1 protein-coding gene is annotated in these 488 nt (G+C 57.6%); it reads right to left on the reverse strand.

Annotated elements, in window-relative coordinates; genetic code table 11:
• Nucleotides 1-488, reverse strand: a 488-nt coding sequence (locus EOA27_RS39740) for an AAA family ATPase (protein WP_145970959.1), incomplete at both ends; no start/stop codon positions are given.

Genomic DNA, 488 nt, shown 5'->3' on the forward strand with positions numbered 1-488 from the left:
ATGCCGAACGTCCTGTTGGATCAATATGTCCTCGATGAGATCGAGCGTCGCCAAGTCGAGCCACTGCAGATCGTCCAGAAACAGCGCAAGCGGATGCTCCGGCCTCGCAAAGACGCCAATGAAGCGGCGGAACACGAGGTGAAAGCGGATTTGCGCCTGCTGCGGCGGAAGCTCTGGCACCGGCGGTTGCTCGCCGATGATGAGCTTCAGTTCCGGCACCAGATCAACCATTAGGCGTCCGTTAGGGCCTAGCGCCTCCAGAAGGTCATGACGCCAGGCAACCAATTCGGCCTCACCCTTCCCGAGAAGGGGCCGCACAAGGCCATGGATGGCTTGAACAAGTGTCGCGTAGGGGATATCGCGCTTGTACTGGTCGAATTTTCCAAATGCAAAAAGACCTCGGGGCGGAACGAGCTCCTTGTGAAGCTCATGGACGACTGACGTTTTGCCGATCCCCGAATATCCGGAAATCAGTATAAGTTCCGGCC

Origin of the sequence: Mesorhizobium sp. M2A.F.Ca.ET.037.01.1.1, assembly GCF_003998075.1 — a bacterium.
Lineage (GTDB): Bacteria > Pseudomonadota > Alphaproteobacteria > Rhizobiales > Rhizobiaceae > Mesorhizobium.